Origin of the sequence: Streptomyces sp. NRRL S-920, from assembly GCF_000717945.1 — a bacterium.
In the GTDB taxonomy this organism is placed as follows: domain Bacteria; phylum Actinomycetota; class Actinomycetes; order Streptomycetales; family Streptomycetaceae; genus Streptomyces; species Streptomyces alboniger.
In genome coordinates this window covers 90,559-105,483 of record NZ_JODF01000015.1, presented here as the reverse complement: position 1 = coordinate 105,483, position 14,925 = coordinate 90,559, and the positions used below count along the sequence as shown (strand labels likewise).

Genomic DNA, 14,925 nt, shown 5'->3' with positions numbered 1-14,925 from the left:
AGACATGTAGAGATCACTGAACCTAACAAGGCCCTCGCTGATCTCGTACGCCTCAGAAGCAACTGTGAGACACCTAGCAATACTTGGCCTAACCGGCCCCCTCTTGGTTCGCGGGGCGGGACTCCAGCCGGACCACATGGGGGTGCTCGGGCCTCAACTCCGTGGAGTCCTCGGCCAGCACGATCCGCTCCCTCGGGCCGACCAGGCCGAGCAGCGCGCTCAGCAAGGTCGTCTTGCCGGTGCCCGTGCCCCCGCTGATCAGGAAGGACAGCCGGGCGTCGAGCAGCGCCCGCAGCACCCGGTCGCCGCCGGGCGGCACCGTCCCCGCCTCGACCAGCTCCGCGAGGGTGAAGGCGCGGGGCCGCACGACCCGCAGGGAGAGGCAGGTGGAGCCCACGGCGACCGGTGGCAGCACGGCGTGCAGCCGGGTGCCGTCCGGGAGGCGCGCGTCCACCCAGGGCCTCGCGTCGTCCAGGCGCCGCCCCGCCACGGCCGCCAGGCGCTGCGCGAGGCGCCGCAGCGCGGCCGCGTCCCGGAACGAGACCCCCGTCAGCTCAAGGCCACCGCCCCGGTCCACCCACACCTTGTCCGGCGCGGAAACCAGCACATCGGTCACGGAGGCGTCCGCGAGCAGCGGCTCCAGGGGCCCCGCGCCGATCAGCTCCGAACGCAACTGGGCTGCGGCTCCGAGCACTTCGGTGTCCCCGAGGACCCGGCCCTGCGCCCGCAGTGCCTCGGCGACGCGCGCCGGGGTCGGCTCCGTGCCGTTCTCCGCGAGCCACTGGCGCACCCCGTCCAGCATCCGCGCCCCCACGACCGCGCTCATACGCCCCCTCCGAGAGTGTCGGCCGGCACCCGGTCCCAGAACGCGGCACAGAACCGCGCCAGCGGACCGCGCGCGGCGCCACCGGGCGGCACCCCAGCCGCCTGCGCCGCACGGAGCCCCCCTTCCCAGGGCACTTCTCCGACCAGCGGCAGCCCGAGCAGCCCCGCGACCTCCTCCGGATCGAGCGTGCCGAGGCCCGGCGCGCCCACGCCTGCCGGAACCGCCACGCGCACGTCGCGCAGGACCGGACCGGCCGCCGACGCCACCCGCCGCGCCCCCGCCACCGCGCGCAGCTCGGGCGGCACCACCAGCAGGCCGAGGTCGATCTGCGTCAGCGCCTCCGCGACCGCCTCGTCCACCCGGCGCGGCAGGTCCACGACGACCACCCCGCCGCGCCTGCGGGCGGCCGAGACGACCGCACGGACGGCTTCCGGCGCGACCGTCACCATGTCGCCGCGGTCCCAGCTCAGGACCCGCAGGGCGTGCAGCTCCGGAAGCGACTCCTCCAGCGCCCCTCCGCCGACCCTGCCCCGCGACGCGGCGAAGGCCGGCCAGCGCAGGCCTTCGGCCGTCTCGCCCCCCAGGAGGACATCCAGGCCGCCGCCCAGCGGGTCGGCGTCGACGAGCATCGTGCGCCGTCCCGCGCGGGCCGCCGTGACCGCGAGGGCGCAGGCCAGGGTGGAGGCCCCGGCCCCACCTCGGCCGCCGATGACCCCCACGGTGAGCGCGGGCCGCCCCACGCCCTCGGCCACGTCGGCGATGCGCTCCACCAGCCATTGCTCGCCGTCGGGCAGGAGCAGCACATGATCGGCGCCGATCTCCACCGCACGCTGCCAGACCCCGGGATCATCCTGATCCCGCCCGACCAGCACGACCCCGCGCCGCCGCACGGCCCCGCGCAGCCGCTCCGCCGCGTCGTCGCCCACCAGGACGAGCGGAGCCGAGTCCCATCCCCCTCCCCGGTCGGGCCCGCCGTGGTGCACCTCGGGCCGGGCTCCTGCCGCCGCGCACAGCCGCAGCAGGTCATCGAGGAGATCCACATCCTCCGTGAGGATCAGCGGTCCACCCTGCCGTCCGTCCGTCGGCGCGGCCCCGCACTGCGAAATCAGTCCACCCACGATCTTCATCCCCCTCTCGCGCAAGCTCCTGTGAATGCCGCGTTCCGCAAGGGGCGAAGAACCTGGCAAAGCAATCCGGCCATGAACTTCGCGAGCAGAACGAGCAAAATCAGCGTGCCGCGATCCGGGAAATCTTGTGGATCTTGGTCAATAACTGCGGACAAGGCGATGGCTGTGAATATTTCGGTCACTCGAACCAGTGACATCGCCTCGGCTTCACGTCGGCTTCGCGCCACCTTCGCTTCGACTTCCCAGCGCCTTCCGCCGACTTCCCGAGGGCTTCCGCAGAGCAGTGAAACGGCTACGCACAGTGACGAATCTTGGGCAGACCTCAAGAATGCCAAGAGGGTGGAGAGAGGGACCTGAAGGCCGGCAGATGATCGACGGAGGGTTCAAAAACCCATCCGGACATGCGACGACCCCCGCCGGGGGGGAGAGCGGGGGTCGTCCCCACGGTCCGACTCGGGGGGGGAGGAGCCAGACCGGGTTAGCACGGTCGCGAACGATCCGTGACTTCCATGGTGTACCCGAGAGCCTTCTCAGGCAAACCCACGCGCCTCAGCTTACGCCGAATGGTGGGCGCCTATGCTCAAGCCTGTGGAAAACCACTCCTTGCCTCGCGCGGCCGCCTTCTTTGACCTGGACAAGACGGTCATTGCGAAGTCGAGCACGCTCACGTTCAGCAAGTCGTTCTACCAAGGCGGCCTGATCAACCGCAGGGCGGTGCTGCGCACCGCGTACGCGCAGTTCGTCTTCCTGGCGGGCGGCGCCGACCACGATCAGATGGAGCGGATGCGCGAGTACCTGTCCGCGCTGTGCCGCGGCTGGAACGTACGACAGGTCAAAGAGATCGTCGCCGAGACTCTGCACGATCTGATCGACCCGATCATCTACGACGAGGCCGCCTCTCTCATCGAGGAGCACCACATCGCGGGCCGCGACGTCGTCATCGTCTCCACCTCGGGCGCCGAGGTCGTCGAGCCGATCGGCGAACTCCTCGGCGCGGACCGCGTGGTGGCGACCCGCATGGTGGTCGGGGACGACGGCTGCTTCACCGGCGAGGTGGAGTACTACGCGTACGGCCCCACCAAGGCCGAGGCGATCAAGGAGCTGGCCCGGTCGGAGGGGTACGACCTCGACCGCTGCTACGCCTACAGCGACTCGGCGACCGATCTGCCCATGCTCCAGTCCGTGGGACACCCCTTCGCCGTCAACCCCGACCGCGCGCTACGGAAAGAGGCCCTCACGCGCGCGTGGCCGATCCTCGACTTCCACCGCCCCGTGCGGCTCAAGCAGCGCCTGCCCGCCCCGCCCCGGCCCGCCCTCGTAGCGGCCGCCGCGGTGGGGGCCGCGGCGGCCACCGCGGGTCTCGTCTGGTTCGCCAGTCGGCGGCGCGCGGCAGCGAGCTGACCAGCACAGTTGCCCAGGGCGCCCCCTGCGCCCCATTCGCACCTGTTTGAACCCAAAAGTAAAGAAGTACGGCCAGGACTACCGCTTGCCCCAGGACTGGAGTACAAAGGAGTCAACGGCCCGCGAGACCAAGGACATCCGAGAGGATTACCTTAAAACGCAACCACGGCCCCACGGACCGAGCATGAACACTGGGCACCCACGCGACGTCGACCCGTCGATTACGGGCCAGCCGCACCAGGTGACGGGCCAAGTTCCCGACCTGATGGGCAACATTTCGAGGACGCTTGGTAACCCGGTGAACATGCCAGCGGCGGTACGGAATTCCGTACCGCCGCAACCCTGTTCGGGCCCCGCAACTGCCGCTGAAGCGCCTATGCGGCTCCGCGCTGAAGCGCCTCGCAGACCGCGGTCGATTCCCGGACGCCCAGCTCAACGGCCTTGCCGCAGTGGGCGATCCAGGCCGCCATGCCGTCCGGCGTGCCTGAGGCGTAGCCGTCCAGGGCCGCCACGTAGGCCGCCCGGCCCAGCTCCGCGTGCCCCGCCTCCGCCGGGCAGATCGACTTCGGGTCAAGGCCGCTGCCCACCAGGACGATGCGCTCGGCGGCCCGCGCGACCAAGCCGTTGTGCGAGGCGAAGGGCCGCAGACTCAGCAGCTCGCCGTGGACCACGGCCGCCGTCACCAGGGCGGGCGCCGAGCTGCCCGCGATGATCAGCCGCGACAGCCCTTCCAGGCGCCCCGCCACCTCGTCCGCGTCCGGCAGCGGAAGCTCGATCAGCGGCTCCTCGACGGGCTCGCCCGCCAGCCGCGGGCGCCCCGCGGCCTCGGCCGAGTCGGCCGCCGCGACCAGGTGCAGCCGCGCGAGGACCCGCAGCGGCGACTGCCGCCAGATGGACAGGAGTTGGCCGGCCTCCGCGGTCAGCCGCAGGGCCCCGCCGACCGTGCGCGCCTCGCCGTCACCGCTGAAGTCGCTGCGCCGGCGCACCTCCTCGAGGGCCCACTCGGCCCCGGAGAGCGCGGCGGAGCCACGGGCGCCGCGCAGCGCCGCCTCGGAGGTGATCTCGTTGCTTCGGCGCCGCATGATCCGGTGCCCGTAGACCCGGTCCACGGCCTTGCGCACGGAGTCCACGGAGTCGGCCACGCCGGGGAGCGCCCCCAGGGCCACGAGCGGATCGGGTGTCGTACTCATGAGTACGACCCTACGTACTCCAAGCGCCCGCTCCACGAAGGAGTGGTCTTCTTCACGCGGAACGAGTACCGCGCGTAAAGAACCCACTACGCTATGTGGTTATGAAAATCGCTTTCGTGGGGAAGGGCGGCAGCGGCAAGACCACGCTGTCCTCGCTCTTCATCCGCCACCTCGCCGCCACCGGCGCCCCCGTCATCGCGGTGGACGCCGACATCAACCAGCACCTGGGCCCCGCGCTCGGCCTCGACGAGGCGGACGCCGGCCGGCTGCCCGCCCTCGGCGCCCACCTGTCCCTGATCAAGGACTATCTGCGCGGCACCAATCCGCGGATCGCCTCCGCCGACACCATGATCAAGACGACACCCCCGGGCGAGGGCTCGCGGCTGCTGCGGGTCCGTGAGGACAACCCCGTGTACGACGCGTGCGCCCGGCCCCTGGAACTCGACGGCGCCACCGTGCGTTTGATGGTGACCGGGCCGTTCACCGAAGCCGACCTCGGCGTGGCCTGCTACCACTCCAAGACCGGAGCGGTGGAGCTGTGCCTGAACCACCTCGTCGACGGCCGCGATGAGTACGCGGTCGTGGACATGACCGCCGGTTCGGACTCCTTCGCCTCCGGGATGTTCACGCGCTTCGACATGACGTTCCTGGTGGCCGAGCCGACGAGGAAGGGAGTCTCCGTCTATCGCCAGTACAAGGAGTACGCCCGCGACTTCGGCGTCGACCTCAAGGTCGTCGGCAACAAGGTGCAGGGCCAGGACGACGTCGACTTCCTGCGCGAACAGGTCGGCGACGACCTCCTGGTGACCGTCGGGCACTCGGACTGGGTGCGCGCCATGGAAAAGGGCCACCCGCCCCGCTTCGAGCACCTGGAAGAGGAGAACCGCCGTTCCCTGCGCGTCCTTCAGGACACCGTCGACGCCTCGTACGAGCGGCGGGACTGGGAGCGCTACACCCGCCAGATGGTCCACTTCCACCTGAAGAACGCGCAGAGCTGGGGCAACGAACGGACGGGTGCCGACCTGGCCGCCCAGGTCGACCCCGCCTTCGTTCTGCGCGAGCAGACGGTCACCCCTGCCTGAACGGGCCCGCGGGGGTTACGGCTTGACCGCCGGGGCCCCCGGTACGCCCTTGGGGGCCGGTGCGGGCTGGGCGGAGAGGAACGACGCCCAGCCCTCCTTCGGCGCCTTGCCGACGGGCAGCTTGGTCAGCTTCGCCAGCACCTTCGGGTCCTGCGCGTCGAGCCAGTCGGCGAGCTGCCGGAAGGAGACGCAGCGCACCCCGCGCTTGGTGCAGACCGAGTCGATGGTCTCCTCGATGGCCCGCATGTACGTGCCGCCGTTCCACGACTCGAAGTGGTTGCCGATGATCAGCGGCGCGCGGTTGCCCTTGTAGGCGCGCGCGAAGCCCCGGAGCAGTCCGTCGCGCATCTGGTCGCCCCAGTACTCGTGCTTGGACGGGTCACCGTTGGACGTCGAACCGGACTGGTTGACCATGAAGTTGTAGTCCATGGTGAGCGTCTCGAAGCCACGACCGGGCACCGGGACGAGCTGCATCGACAGGTCCCAGAGGCCGTGCCTCTTCTTGGGCCACAGCTGGTTGTTGACGCCGCTGGTGTCGTAGCGGAAGCCCAGTTCCCGGGCCGCCCGCATGAAGTTCTTCTGCCCCTCCAGGCAGGGCGTGCGGGCGCCGACCAGTTCCTTGTCGTAGTCGAAGGGCAGGGGCTGCGCCTTCTTCAGGCCCGTGTTCGTCTTCCAGGCCTTCACGAAGGACTTGGCCTGCTTGATCTCGCTCTTCCAGTCCTTGACCGACCACTCGCCGACCCCGCGGCCGGCACCGCAGAAGTGACCGTTGAAGTGGGTGCCGATCTCATTTCCCTCGAGCCAGGCGCCGCGGAGCTGCTCCACGGTGTTCTTGATGCCCTTGCGGTCGTTGAAGCCGATGTCCGAGCTGCCGGCCATGTGCCGCGGCGGGTCGTAGAGAGCGCGCTTGTCCTCGGGGAGCATGTACACGCCGCTGAGGAAGTACGTCATCGTGGCGTTGTTCCGCTTGGCCACCTTGCGGAAGTGGGAGAACAGCTTCTGGCCGTCCTCGCCCGCGCCGTCCCAGGAGAAGACCACGAACTGCGGTGGCTTCTGGCCGGGCTTCAGCCGGGCCGGTCTCGGCAGGTTCGGCTGTTTTCCAGTGTACGCGGTGGAGCCGTCCCCGATCAGGCGTACCGGGCTCTTGGGCGCCGCGGCTCCGGCCGCCTTCTTCGCGCCCTGGGCGCCTTCCTTGGTGCCGGCGTCCGCGCCGGTGTCGCTTCCCGCGCAGCCGGCCAGCGCTGTCGCGCAGGCCACGAGGGCGGTGAGGCTCGCGGTGATCCTCCGGGTGGCGGCCATCTTCCGCCCACCTCTTTCCGTGCAAGTCGGGACAGAACGGTCAGCAACCTCGCACGGATGTCGGAATGTCCCGGTATGACAAGCCGACAAAAGTTCTTATTCATTCATCCGGGTGATTGGTTACCCCATTTGCACCTTTAGTCCACCCAAAGCCTTTACTCTGCATTACTGTTCGTTTACCGAGCGTTGAGATATCCCGCCGCTGCACGCCGTGACCCACGGCCGCGACCCGCCCTCCGGAGCCCTCCGGAGGACCCCTTGTCCCGCGACCGCGCTGCCCCGGAGGAGACGGGAAAATGTCTGCCTGCGTCCCCACTCGCCCCACTGATCCGGCCCCCACCCCGGGCGCCGACACGCCCCCCACCCGGCCGCCCGGCAAGCGGTTCCGTATCGCGGGGGCCGACATCTCCGCGTCGATCGCCGTCTTCCTGATCGCACTGCCGCTGTCCCTCGGCATCGCCCTCGCCACCGGAGCGCCGCTCCAGGCGGGCCTTGTCGCCGCCGCCGTCGGCGGCATCGTCGCCGGTCGGCTCGGCGGCTCACCGCTCCAGGTCAGCGGGCCCGCCGCCGGGCTCACCGTCGTCACCGCCGACCTCATCCAGCGGTTCGGCTGGCGCACCACCTGCGCCATCACCGTCCTCGCCGGCCTGGCTCAACTGGGCCTCGGCTGCCTGCGCGTGGCCCGCAGCGCGCTCGCCGTAAGCCCCGCCGTGGTGCACGGCATGCTGGCCGGTATCGGCGTCTCCATCGCCGTCGCCCAGTTGCACATCGTGCTCGGCGGCACCCCGCAGAGCGCCGTGATCGACAACCTCCGCGCGCTGCCCGCCCAGTTGGCCGATCTGCATCCGGCCGCGCTGTCGATCAGCCTGCTCACCCTCGCCGTGCTGCTGCTGTGGCCACGGATCCCCGGGCGCGCGGGCCGCATCGCCCGCGTCGTGCCCGCCGCCCTGGTCTCGGTGGCCCTGGCGACGGGCGTAGCCTCGGCCGCCGGCTTCCGGGTCGACCAGGTCGAGCTGCCCTCCTGGCGCAGTCACGCGCTGGCGGGGCTCCCCGAGGGCCCCGCGCTCGGGCTCGTCGCCGCCGTACTCACGATCACGCTGGTGTGCAGCGTGCAGTCCCTGCTCGGCGCCGTGGCCGTCGACAAGCTCGTCTCCAAGCAGCCCGATCCGCACAGGGACGTGCGCCGCTCCGACCTCAACCGCGAACTGCTCGGCCAGGGCAGCGCCAATATCGTCTCCGGCGCGCTCGGCGGCCTGCCCGTCGCCGGTGTCGCCGTACGCAGCACGGCCAATGTGCGCGCGGGCGCCGTCAGCCGGAACTCCACGATGCTGCACGGCGTTTGGGTAGTAGTGGCCGCGCTGCTCCTGGTCCCCGTCCTGGAGCTGATCCCCCTCGCGGCCCTCGCCGCCCTCGTCATGGCCGTCGGCATCCAGATGGTCAGCCTCTACCACATCCGTACGATCACCCGTCACCGCGAGATCCTCGTCTACGCCGTGACCACCATCGGGGTGGCCTTCATCGGCGTCCTCCAGGGCGTCGCGCTCGGCGTCGCCGTCGCCGTGGCCGTGGCGCTGCACCGCCTCGCCCGCACCCGGATCACCCACGAAGTGCGGGACGGCGTCCACCATGTGCGCGCACGCGGCCAGTTGACGTTCCTCGCGGTGCCGCGGCTCAGCAGAACCCTGCACCTCGTGCCCCAGGGCGCCGATGCTGTCGTGGAACTGGACGGCTCATTCATGGACCACGCGGCCTACGAGTCCCTCCAGTGCTGGCAGGACGAGCACACCGCCCACGGCGGCGGTGTCGAGATCACCGGACGGGACGGCACGCGCATCGCCGAGCCCGCCAGCGCCTCGCACTCCTGCTGCCGGCCGTGGACCCCCTGGCGCAACCACCACTGCGACCGGCCGCAGGAGGAGCAGGGGGCAGGCCGACCCAGGCCCAGCGGGTATCAACTGGCCAGCGGAATCAGCGCGTTCCAGCGGGACACTGCGCCGCATGTGCGGGGCGAGCTGGCCAGGCTCGCGCGTGAGGGTCAACAACCCGCGCAGCTCTTCCTCACCTGCGCGGACTCCCGGGTCGTCACATCGATGATCACCTCCAGCGGCCCCGGCGACCTCTTCGTCGTGCGCAACGTGGGCAATCTGGTGCCGCTGCCGGGCGCCGAGAGCGGGGACGACTCGGTGGGCGCCGCGATCGAGTACGCGGTCGACGTGCTCAAGGTGCGGTCCATCACCGTGTGCGGGCACTCCGGGTGCGGTGCGATGCAGGCACTGCTCAACACCCCGCCCGGGGGCGCCCAGACGCCGCTGCGGCGGTGGCTGCGGCACGGCCTGCCCAGCCTGGAGCGGGTGGGCGCGCAGGACAGGGCGTGGGCGCGGCTCTCCGGGCGGGCGCCCGCCGACGCGGTCGAGCAGCTCTGCCTCACCAACGTGGTCCAGCAGTTGGAGCACCTGAAGGCACACGACGCCGTGGCGCGCCGCCTTGCCGAGGGCGATCTCGAACTGCACGGTATGTACTTCCACGTCGGAGAGGCGCAGGCGTATCTGCTGACGGAGAACAGCGACGCGGAGCACCTTCCCGACGAGGTCTTCGCTCAGGTGGCGCCCACAGCGCTGGTCGAGGGCGTCCGGGCCGAGACGCGGAGGGCCAGTGCCTGACGAGTAAAGGTCTAAACCAATTTTCGGCAGACCCTTGTCACCACGGGTCGGGTCTGATGAGCTGTGGCTTCGGACACAACGGTCGCCCCCCGGCAAAGCAGTGCAAGGGAGATGTCGTGAGCAACGAAAGCCTGGCCAACCTCTTGAAGGAGGAGCGTCGCTTCGCGCCGCCGGCGGAGTTGGCGGCCGCCGCCAACGTCACCGCGGAAGCGTACGAACAGGCCAAGGCTGACCGGCTCGGCTTCTGGGCCGAGCAGGCCCGCCGGCTGACCTGGGCCACGGAACCGACCGAGACGCTCGACTGGTCGAACCCGCCGTTCGCCAAGTGGTTCGCCGACGGCAAGCTCAACGTCGCGTACAACTGCGTCGACCGCCACGTAGAGGCAGGACACGGCGAGCGCGTCGCGATCCACTTCGAGGGTGAGCCCGGCGACAGCCGGGCCATCACCTACGCCGAACTCAAGGACGAGGTCAGCCGCGCGGCGCACGCGCTGACGGAGCTGGGCGTCCAGAAGGGCGACCGAGTCGCGGTCTATCTGCCGATGATCCCCGAGGCGGTCGTCGCGATGCTGGCCTGCGCCCGTATCGGCGCCGCGCACTCGGTGGTCTTCGGCGGGTTCTCCGCGGACGCCATCGCGGCCCGCATCAAGGACGCCGACGCCAAGGTCGTCATCACCTCCGACGGCGGCTACCGCAGGGGCAAGCCCTCCGCGCTCAAGCCCGCCGTGGACGAGGCCGTGAGCCGGGTCGACAGCGTCCGGCACGTCCTCGTCGTCCAGCGCACCAAGCAGGACGTGGCGTGGGCCGAGGGCCGTGACGTGTGGTGGCACGAGATCACCCAGAAGCAGTCCACCGAGCACACGCCCGAGGCCTTCGACGCCGAGCACCCGCTCTTCATCCTGTACACCTCGGGCACCACGGGTAAGCCGAAGGGCATCCTGCACACCTCCGGCGGCTACCTCACGCAGACGGCCTACACCCACCACGCCGTCTTCGACCTCAAGCCGGAGACCGACGTCTACTGGTGCACGGCCGACATCGGCTGGGTCACCGGCCACTCGTACATCACGTACGGCCCGCTGGCGAACGGCGCGACGCAGGTGATGTACGAGGGCACCCCCGACACCCCCCACCAGGGCCGCTTCTGGGAGATCGTCCAGAAGTACGGGGTGACGATCCTCTACACCGCGCCGACGGCGATTCGTACGTTCATGAAGTGGGGCGACGACATCCCCGCGAAGTTCGACCTCAGCAGCCTGCGCGTGCTCGGTTCGGTCGGCGAGCCGATCAACCCCGAGGCCTGGATGTGGTACCGCAAGAACATCGGCGCCGACAAGTGCCCCATCGTGGACACCTGGTGGCAGACCGAGACCGGCGCCATGATGATCGCGCCGCTGCCGGGCGTGACCGAGACCAAGCCGGGCAGTGCCCAGCGCGCGCTGCCGGGCATCGCCGCCACCGTCGTGGACGACGAGGCGAACGAAGTGCCGAACGGCGGCGGGGGCTACCTCGTCCTGACCGAGCCGTGGCCGTCGATGCTGCGCACCATCTGGGGCGACGACCAGCGGTTCATCGACACGTACTGGTCGCGCTTCCAGGACCGTTACTTCGCCGGTGACGGCGCCAAGAAGGACGAGGACGGCGACATCTGGCTCCTCGGCCGTGTGGACGACGTGATGCTTGTGTCCGGGCACAACATCTCCACCACCGAGGTCGAGTCCGCGCTCGTCTCGCACCCGTCGGTCGCCGAGGCGGCGGTCGTGGGCGCAGCGGACGAGACGACCGGGCAGGCCATCGTCGCCTTCGTGATCCTGCGGGGCACGGCGAACGCCGAGGACGAGGGCCTGGTGGCCGACCTGCGCAACCACGTGGGCACCACACTTGGGCCGATCGCCAAGCCGAAGCGGGTCCTTCCGGTGGCCGAGCTGCCGAAGACGCGATCCGGAAAGATCATGCGGCGCCTGCTGCGCGACGTCGCGGAGAACCGCGAGCTGGGTGACGTCACCACCCTCACGGACTCCTCCGTGATGGAGCTGATCCAGTCGCGGCTCCCGGCCGCGCCGAGCGAGGACTGAGACCGCCGCGGCAGACCGCTCGTACGTAAGGAGGGCATCCGGCACCGCGCCGGATGCCCTCTTCATGCATAAAGTGAAGATTGCCGGATGCGCCCGCGCGTACGTTAGGTACGCTAAGAATCGCGTCAACGTCGCGACAAGACTCATGCGCACGAGTCATGCGCACGAATCGTACGAACGAGAAGCGACGCGACCGAGAAGCGAAGAGAAGTACCTAGGTGCGCCGGGAAGTCTGGTCGGCATGTGCTCAGCCCTGCCTACCGACCGGAGGTCAACCCGTGACCGCGCCCGCCCCCCACCCCCGCCGCAAGGTCCTCGGCCGCCTCTCGCTGCCCGAGCGGAATTTCGTCGCCGAGGCCCTGCGCGCCGAGACGGTCGGCGGAGTCCTGCTGCTGATCGCCGCCGTCACCGCGCTGATCTGGGCGAACACGGCCGGCGGCTCGTACGAGTCGGTGCGCGGCTTCCACCTCGGGCCCGGGTCGCTCGGGCTCGACCTCTCCCTCCAGCACTGGGCGGCGGACGGCTTGCTCGCCGTCTTCTTCTTCGTGGCGGGCATCGAACTCAAGCGCGAACTGGTCGCGGGCGATCTGCGCGACCCCAAGGCCGCCGCGCTGCCCGTCATCGCGGCGCTCTGCGGCATGGCCGTACCGGCGCTCGTCTACCTCCTCACTAATCTCGCCGGTGGAGGTTCGACCGACGGCTGGGCCGTGCCCACCGCCACCGACATCGCCTTCGCGCTCGCGGTCCTCGCCGTGATCGGCACCTCGCTGCCGTCCGCGCTGCGCGCCTTCCTGCTCACCCTCGCCGTCGTCGACGACCTGTTCGCGATCCTGATCATCGCGGTCTTCTTCACCAAGGATCTGAACTTCGCGGCGCTCGGCGGCGCCGTCATCGGCCTCGCCGTCTTCTGGCTGCTGCTCAAGAAGCGGGTGCGCGGCTGGTACATCTACCTCCCGCTGGCCCTCGCCATCTGGGGCCTGATGTACAACAGCGGCGTCCACGCCACCATCGCGGGCGTCGCCATGGGCCTGATGCTGCGCTGCCACAAGGAGGACGACAGCGAGCGGCACTCCCCCGGCGAGCACATCGAACACCTCGTACGCCCCCTCTCCGCGGGCCTGGCCGTACCACTGTTCGCCCTGTTCAGCGCCGGTGTGTCCGTCTCGGGCGGCGCGCTCGGCGACGTATTCACCAAGCCGGAGACGCTCGGCGTCGTGCTCGGCCTCGTCATCGGCAAGGCGGTCGGCATCTTCGGTGGCACCTGGCTCGCCGCGCGCTTCACCAAGGCCGAACTCAACGACGATCTGGCCTGGCCCGACGTCTTCGCGGTGGCCTCGCTGGCCGGCATCGGCTTCACGGTCTCGCTGCTCATCGGCGAACTCGCCTTCACCGAGGACCCGCTGCTCACCGACGAGGTCAAGGCCGCCGTCCTGGTCGGCTCGCTGATCGCGGCGGTGCTCGCCGGAATCCTGCTGAAGGTACGCAACGCCAAGTACCGCAAGCTGTGGGAGGACGAGGAGCGCGACGACGACCTCAGCGGGGTCCCCGACATCTACGAGATGGACGACCCGGGATACCACCTCCGGATGGCCGCCATCTACGAGAAGAAGGCCGCGGAACACCGCAGGCTTGCCGAAGTGTCGGGCGGGGAACGCGAGGATGGCAACGGTCCGGCATGATCTGAGCAGACATATCTCAGAAGAGATCAGAAGAGAAAAAGGGGAGAACGCGATGAGCTCACCCGACGGTCCTGTCGGCGCCGAGCGCAGCCTCGGCCAGCTGGTCGCCTCGGCGACCGGCGAGATGTCCGCGCTGGTGCACGACGAGATCGCACTGGCCAAGGCCCAGCTGCGCCAGGACGTCAAGCGCGGCGCGATCGGCGGTGGCGCGTTCGCCGCGGCCGGAGCGGTCCTCATCTTCTCGCTGCCCATGCTGAGCTTCGCGCTCGCGTACGGCATCCGTACCTGGAGCGGCTGGAACCTCGCGGTCTGCTTCCTGCTGTCCTTCGCCGCCAATGTGCTGGTGGCCGGTCTGCTGGCACTGATCGGCGTCGTCTTCGCCAAGAAGGCCAAGAAGGGCAAGGGCCCGCAGAAGGTCGCCGCCTCGGCCAAGGAGACGGCCGCCGTACTGGGGAACGTCAAGCCGCATCCCCGCCCCGTGAGCCCTGCGGGTGCTCTCGACGTCCGAGTCGGTGAGACGGGGGCCACTGTGGCACGCTCGTCCTCATGACCGACCCCGCCCATCAGGACCAGGCCCCCACGGGCCCCGCGCAGCACGGCTCCCCGCAGCCCAGCACCGCGCAGCACGGCCCCACGCTGGGTGCCACCGCCCATTCGGCGCAACCGGCCTCGGCCGTACGCATCGAGGGGCCCTGGACCCACCGGGACGTGGCCGCCAACGGGGCGCGCTTCCACATCGCCGAGATGGGTGACGGGCCGCTGGTCCTGCTCCTGCACGGCTTCCCGCAGTTCTGGTGGACGTGGCGGCACCAGCTGGTGGCGCTCGCCGACGCGGGGTTCCGGGCGGTCGCGATGGACCTGCGGGGCGTGGGCGGCAGCGACCGCACCCCGCGCGGCTACGACCCGGCGAACCTCGCGCTCGACATCACCGGCGTCGTGCGCTCGCTCGGCGAGCCGGACGCCGCCCTCGTCGGGCACGACCTGGGCGGATATCTCGCGTGGACGGCGGCGGTGATGCGGCCCAAGCTGGTGCGCCGCCTCGCGGTCTCCTCGATGCCGCATCCGCGGCGCTGGCGCTCGGCGATGCTGTCCGACAGGAAGCAGACCGCCGCGGGGGCGTACGTGTGGGGCTTCCAGCGCCCGTGGCTGCCCGAGCGCCAACTGGTCGCCGACGAGGGCGCCCTGGTGGGGCGTCTGGTCCGGGACTGGTCCGGGCCCCGGCTGCCGGAGGACGAGGCGGTGGAGGCGTACCAGCGGGCGATGTGCATCCCCTCGACGGCGCACTGCGCGATCGAGCCGTACCGCTGGATGGTGCGGTCGATGGTGCGGCCCGACGGCATCCAGTTCAACCGCCGCATGAAGCGGCCGGTACGGGTGCCGACGCTGCATCTGCACGGGTCGCTGGATCCGGTGATGCGTACGAGGAGCGCGGCGGGGTCCGGCGAGTACGTCGAAGCGCCCTACCGCTGGCGGCTGTTCGACGGCCTCGGGCACTTCCCGCACGAGGAGGACCCGGTGGCGTTCTCCACGGAGCTGGTGAACTGGCTGAAGGACCCCGAGCCGGACCGCTGAGCCCCCCGACCGAC

10 protein-coding genes and 1 pseudogene are annotated in these 14,925 nt (G+C 70.4%); 7 read left to right on the top strand and 4 right to left on the bottom strand.

All coding sequences use genetic code 11. The features are described from left to right. Nucleotides 1-91 precede the first annotated feature (91 nt). Nucleotides 92-826: pseudogene (locus IG54_RS37920) on the bottom strand (CpaF family protein); the annotation flags it as partial. Continuing rightward, the gene (ssd, locus tag IG54_RS0113535; RefSeq protein WP_051819494.1) at nucleotides 823-1,953 is read right to left on the bottom strand and encodes a septum site-determining protein Ssd; all 1,131 of its coding nucleotides are present in this window, start codon (nucleotides 1,951-1,953) and stop codon (nucleotides 823-825) included. The gene ssd and the pseudogene IG54_RS37920, both read right to left, overlap by 4 nt. Before the next feature lie 576 nt (nucleotides 1,954-2,529). Here ssd and IG54_RS0113530 point away from each other — a divergent pair. After that, on the top strand, nucleotides 2,530-3,354 hold the full coding sequence (locus IG54_RS0113530) for an HAD family hydrolase (RefSeq protein ID WP_030782118.1): 825 nt from the start codon (nucleotides 2,530-2,532) through the stop codon (nucleotides 3,352-3,354). A 374-nt stretch (nucleotides 3,355-3,728) separates the two neighbouring features. On the opposite strand, the gene IG54_RS0113525 is transcribed toward IG54_RS0113530, so the two are convergent. Beyond that, nucleotides 3,729-4,544, bottom strand: coding sequence for a Fic family protein (locus IG54_RS0113525; RefSeq protein WP_030782116.1), 816 nt, complete (start codon nucleotides 4,542-4,544; stop codon nucleotides 3,729-3,731). A 101-nt stretch (nucleotides 4,545-4,645) separates the two neighbouring features. Here IG54_RS0113525 and IG54_RS0113520 point away from each other — a divergent pair, with 101 nt between their 5' ends. Next, the gene (locus IG54_RS0113520; protein WP_030782114.1) at nucleotides 4,646-5,626 is read left to right on the top strand and encodes an ATP-binding protein; all 981 of its coding nucleotides are present in this window, start codon (nucleotides 4,646-4,648) and stop codon (nucleotides 5,624-5,626) included. A gap of 15 nt (nucleotides 5,627-5,641) precedes the next feature. Here the strand turns inward: IG54_RS0113520 and IG54_RS0113515 are convergent, their stop codons facing one another. Continuing rightward, nucleotides 5,642-6,925: a hypothetical protein gene (locus tag IG54_RS0113515; protein WP_030782111.1), complete on the bottom strand. Its 1,284-nt coding sequence runs from the start codon at nucleotides 6,923-6,925 to the stop codon at nucleotides 5,642-5,644. A gap of 296 nt (nucleotides 6,926-7,221) precedes the next feature. On the opposite strand from IG54_RS0113515, the gene IG54_RS0113510 reads away from it, so the two are divergent. The 5 genes from IG54_RS0113510 (at nucleotide 7,222) to IG54_RS0113490 (ending at nucleotide 14,911) form a co-directional block, all read left to right on the top strand. Beyond that, entirely contained in the window at nucleotides 7,222-9,585 is a 2,364-nt protein-coding gene (locus IG54_RS0113510; RefSeq protein ID WP_030782108.1) for a bifunctional SulP family inorganic anion transporter/carbonic anhydrase, read from the top strand. 116 nt (nucleotides 9,586-9,701) lie between these two features. Then, on the top strand, nucleotides 9,702-11,660 hold the full coding sequence (gene acs, locus IG54_RS0113505; protein ID WP_030782106.1) for an acetate--CoA ligase: 1,959 nt from the start codon (nucleotides 9,702-9,704) through the stop codon (nucleotides 11,658-11,660). A gap of 278 nt (nucleotides 11,661-11,938) precedes the next feature. Continuing rightward, the gene (gene nhaA / locus IG54_RS0113500) at nucleotides 11,939-13,339 is read left to right on the top strand and encodes a Na+/H+ antiporter NhaA (RefSeq protein WP_030782104.1); all 1,401 of its coding nucleotides are present in this window, start codon (nucleotides 11,939-11,941) and stop codon (nucleotides 13,337-13,339) included. Nucleotides 13,340-13,391: 52 nt separating this feature from the next. After that, complete coding sequence (locus tag IG54_RS0113495; protein WP_030782102.1) at nucleotides 13,392-13,889, top strand: phage holin family protein; 498 nt, start codon at nucleotides 13,392-13,394, stop codon at nucleotides 13,887-13,889. Further along, nucleotides 13,886-14,911 (top strand): alpha/beta fold hydrolase, encoded by a 1,026-nt coding sequence (locus tag IG54_RS0113490; protein WP_234336154.1) that lies wholly within the window; start codon nucleotides 13,886-13,888, stop codon nucleotides 14,909-14,911. Before IG54_RS0113495 ends, IG54_RS0113490 begins: the two co-directional genes overlap by 4 nt. Nucleotides 14,912-14,925: the final 14 nt, after the last annotated feature.

What these genes read in the sequence shown, in the direction of transcription:
- ssd (WP_051819494.1), bottom strand. Translation starts at nt 1,953, where the DNA reads ATGAAGATCGTGGGTGGACTGATTTCGCAGTGCGGGGCCGCGCCGACG.
- IG54_RS0113530 (WP_030782118.1), top strand. Translation starts at nt 2,530, where the DNA reads ATGCTCAAGCCTGTGGAAAACCACTCCTTGCCTCGCGCGGCCGCCTTC.
- IG54_RS0113525 (WP_030782116.1), bottom strand. Translation starts at nt 4,544, where the DNA reads ATGAGTACGACACCCGATCCGCTCGTGGCCCTGGGGGCGCTCCCCGGC.
- IG54_RS0113520 (WP_030782114.1), top strand. Translation starts at nt 4,646, where the DNA reads ATGAAAATCGCTTTCGTGGGGAAGGGCGGCAGCGGCAAGACCACGCTG.
- IG54_RS0113515 (WP_030782111.1), bottom strand. Translation starts at nt 6,925, where the DNA reads ATGGCCGCCACCCGGAGGATCACCGCGAGCCTCACCGCCCTCGTGGCC.
- IG54_RS0113510 (WP_030782108.1), top strand. Translation starts at nt 7,222, where the DNA reads ATGTCTGCCTGCGTCCCCACTCGCCCCACTGATCCGGCCCCCACCCCG.
- IG54_RS0113495 (WP_030782102.1), top strand. Translation starts at nt 13,392, where the DNA reads ATGAGCTCACCCGACGGTCCTGTCGGCGCCGAGCGCAGCCTCGGCCAG.
- IG54_RS0113490 (WP_234336154.1), top strand. Translation starts at nt 13,886, where the DNA reads ATGACCGACCCCGCCCATCAGGACCAGGCCCCCACGGGCCCCGCGCAG.